The organism is Arsukibacterium sp., assembly GCF_033722355.1.
GTDB lineage: Bacteria > Pseudomonadota > Gammaproteobacteria > Enterobacterales > Alteromonadaceae > Alishewanella.
Genome location: NZ_JAWVZF010000205.1, coordinates 1 through 3975, shown reverse-complemented (window position 1 = coordinate 3975; position 3975 = coordinate 1). Strand labels below are relative to the sequence as shown.

General features: G+C 49.0%; 1 protein-coding gene and 1 pseudogene. Both read left to right on the top strand.

The window, feature by feature from the left end; all coding sequences use genetic code 11:
- Positions 1-97: 97 nt before the first annotated feature.
- Positions 98-2974, top strand: coding sequence for an insulinase family protein (locus R3177_RS13610; protein ID WP_318971564.1), 2877 nt, complete (start codon positions 98-100; stop codon positions 2972-2974).
- 323 nt (positions 2975-3297) lie between these two features.
- Positions 3298-3975: pseudogene (locus tag R3177_RS13605) on the top strand (hypothetical protein); the annotation flags it as partial.

Here is a 3975-nt window from a genome sequence, read left to right as displayed (position 1 = left end):
GTAACTTCGCTTGCCTGTTCAGTACGTTATTTATTACATTGAGTACTACAAAATTTCACAATTACCCCCGATAAAACGATTAATAACAGGTATCCGAATGAAAAAGTTTTTTGTTATCAGTGCGGTAGCACTGGCCGTACTAACGGGCTGCGCTACCGAGCGCACTGCTGTAACCACGGAGCAGCGGCAACAGCAACAGGTTGCCGGCGAAGTACTGATTAGCCCGAACGATCAACGTCAGTATAAAACGCTGGTGCTGCCCAATAAACTGGAAGTGATGCTGGTGTCAGATCCAACAACTGAGAAATCAGCAGCTTCATTAAGTGTTGGGGTAGGCTTACTGCAAGACCCGATGACTCAGCAAGGTATGGCGCATTATTTGGAACACTTATTATTTATGGGAACCGAGCGCTATCCCGATCCGGCTTCCTACAACGGCTTTATGGCACAAAATGGCGGCGCAGCCAATGCTTACACCTGGCTGGACATTACCAACTATATGTTTCAGATAAATAATCCGTCTTATGATGAAGCACTGGATCGTTTTTCTGATTTTTTCAAAGCCCCATTATTGTTGCCTGAATACACTGAGAAAGAACGTAATGCCGTTAATGCTGAGTGGTCGATGCGCCGGGAAATGGATTTTTTTGGTCAGTTTAAGCTGGCCCGCAGTATGTTTGGAGAACATCCGGCTAACCGTTTTCTGATTGGTAACCTGGAAACCCTAAGCGATAAAGAAAACAGTAACCTGCATGCCGAAACGGTTAAGTTTTATCAGCAGTATTATTCTGCCAATACCATGAAGCTCGCCTTGCTTAGCAATTTACCCCTGGCTGAAATGGAATTGTTAGCCCGTAAACATTTTGCCGGCATAGAAAATAAAGAGATTGCCAGGCCAGCCGTTGAGGCTAAGCTTAACTACCAGAATTTTGGTGCAAAAAGAGTGCATTATGTGCCGAATGAAGATGTTAAGCAGCTAAGGCTGGACTTTACCATCACTAACAACAGTGACCAATTTGCCGTTAAACCTAATGAATTTATCACCTATCTGCTGGGCTCGGAAATGCCTGGCTCGCCGGCACAGCAACTCAAAGCGCTCGGTTTAATTTCGTCGTTATCAGCCAGTGCCAATCCCAGTGCTTATGGCAACTACGGCAGTCTGACCATAGATATTAACTTAACTGATGCAGGCATGGCGCAACGCGAAGCGATTATCGCGACCGTGATGCAATATCTGCAGCTGATTAAACAGCAAGGCGTAGACAGTAAATATTTCAAAGAGATCCAGACCAGTCTGGCGAACCGTTTCCGTTTTCTGGAGAAAACCGACGGTTTCGGATATGTCTCTAATCTGGCTCATGCCATGCAGTTTGTACCGGCGCAGCACGCGGTTAATGCGGCCTATCATTACGAGAAGTTCGATGCTGATGCCATTAACAGCGTACTGCAGCAGCTGACACCCGAAAGCTTACGGGTATGGTATATCAGTCAGCAGGAACCGTTTGACAGCGAACTGCATTTTTATGATGGCCGCTATAAGATCTCCGACATCAGTGCTGAAGAAATTGCCAGCTGGCAGCAAAGCCCTGTCGTGACTAACTTACCGGCAGTAAACCGGTTATTGCCCGAAGATTTTGAGTTGCGCTCGCCGACCCAGGTCGAAAAACCAGAATTGGTGGTCGAAGATAAAGGCATCAAAGCCTGGCTATATCCCAGTCAGGAATTTGCCAGCCAGCCTCGTGGCCGTTTAAATATCTACCTTAACAGCCCTGCCGCGATCCAGGATATCAGAGCAAAAGTGATGTTTGCCCTGTGGCAGGATTTATATAACCTCGAGCAAAGTGTGCTGGCGACTGAAGCGTCGGTGGCGGGCATGGATTTATCGCTGAATGACAGTAATGGTTTGGTACTCAGTCTGGGCGGCTTCACTGATAAGCAACCGCAACTGTTACTGCAAGCGCTGGCCGGTCTGACCCCTGAAGTCACCGCTGAGCGTTTCAGCCAGGCGGTAGACCGTTATGTCCGTGGCATTCGCAATTTAGAGCGGCGCTTTCCGTTTCAGCAGGCCTTTATGGCATTTAACAGCCTGTACCGGGGCGGCAATTACAATAACGAGCAATTAATCGCCAGTGCCGAGCAGTTAACGCCAGCAGATTTGCAACTGTTTATGCAGCAAATACTGGCCAGGCATCAGGTACGGATTTTTGCCTTTGGTAATTACAATCAGGCTGACGTGGCACAGCTGGTTAATACCGTTGCCGCGGTATTGCCAGCTAACCGGAGCACAGTACCTTACACCCGCAGCCCGGTATGGCAGCCGGCACCGGGTCAGATAATCAGTATGCAACAGGATTTAGTGGTAGCCGATGTTGCGCTGGTCGACATGCATATTCATCCGGACCCGTCAGTTAAACAACTGGCCCGCGGCCGGCTGTTACAAAGCCATTTTTCCAATAAAGCCTTTGACATCCTGCGTACTGAAGAACAGTTAGCCTATGCAGTAGGTGGCGCAGCAGTCAGCATTGAGGACTACACCGGCTTTGGTTTATATATTCAGACCCCGGTCAAATCGGTCTCTGCGATGCAGCAACGGTTTGACGAATTTAAACAGCAATACTGGCAGAGCCTGCAACAACTCAATAACGAAGACTTTGAGCAGTTAAAACAAAGCCTGCTGGTCAGTTTAAAAGAGCCGCCAAAAAATCTGCAGGAAGAGATGGCGCCGCTGATAAGTGACTGGTATCAGGAGAAATTTAATTTTGACAGTAAGCAAAAACTGATTGCTGAAGTAGAAAAGCTGACGCTGGATGACATTAAAACCTTTTACCAGCAAACACTGTTAAATAATGAGGCAGCGCGGATATCGGTGCAAATGCGCGGTACCGGTTTTAGTCAGCAGCCATTTGCTGATATTGAAGGTCAGCAGGTTATTAGCGATCTGGCTGAGTTTCATCGACAGATGAAAACCCAGTAACTGTGGAGTTCTTTGCAAAACGCAGCTTCGGCTGCGTTTTTTATTGGCGGGAAAAAATAGTTTGAGTAATCACTTTAAACAACAGTCAGCATTGCCAAATCCTCTGTTAATGGTCCAGCGCCTGATAATACTATGCCACTGAGCTGCCGGTTCTGGGGTTTGCCGCTTATTAAAACACCATAGTGGCAAGCAGACCGTTCTGGCCCTGTTAGTTTAGAAAAATACTGTTTGCAATCAGGCGTTGCTGTTCTATTTTTGTTCACTGAGTCAGGACAGCATTACCAGTCTCAACTAATAAAAAAAATTAAAGACGAGGATCTGTAATGAAAAAAATAACAACGCTGCTCGGTGCTGCCTTGCTCGGCAGCTTAGCGGTTAGCTTTAAGCTCAGTGCTGCCGTGGGTGGTTATCCGGTTGTGCTGGTGCATGGGTTACAGCCCGACCAGTTGGCGAGCCGGCCCAATGCCAGTGAAGTCAGCAGCGATGGTGCCGCTTACTGGCAAGCTTACTGGCGCGATCGGGCCGATGTCCGGATAGACTGGCCAGCGCACGAACGGGTAGCCGGCAGAATTGCCAGTGATTATGTCTGGCCGAAACTGCAGCAAATGTCACGCAATGGTACCTGTGCTAACGGCTGTATTTTTGTATCGCATTCAACCGGAGATTTAGTCACCCGTTATCTGATTGATAACCAGGCACTGTGGTTGCAAAATGCCGGCCTGCAGCCGCTTAATATTGTCGCCACCTTTGACTTTGCCGGTGCCGGTGGCGGCTCTGAACTGGCTGATTTAGCGGTAAATGTCGCCAGCGGCTCCGGCCTCATTGACTGGACGTTACGGCTGGCGCTGGCGGCCTGGTTGGGTGAGATCCCCAATGCCGGAAACGTCGGCGTGCTGAACGATTTGCGGGTGAACAGTGCCCGGCAGCTGGCGGCCTTTCCGGGTAGCCGGGTACCGCGGCTGCGCTTTGTCGGCGCCGGTTCAGATTACCTGGGTGCTACC

Coding starts and splice junctions, on each gene's coding strand:
- R3177_RS13610 (WP_318971564.1), top strand. CDS start 98: ATGAAAAAGTTTTTTGTTATCAGTGCGGTAGCACTGGCCGTACTAACG.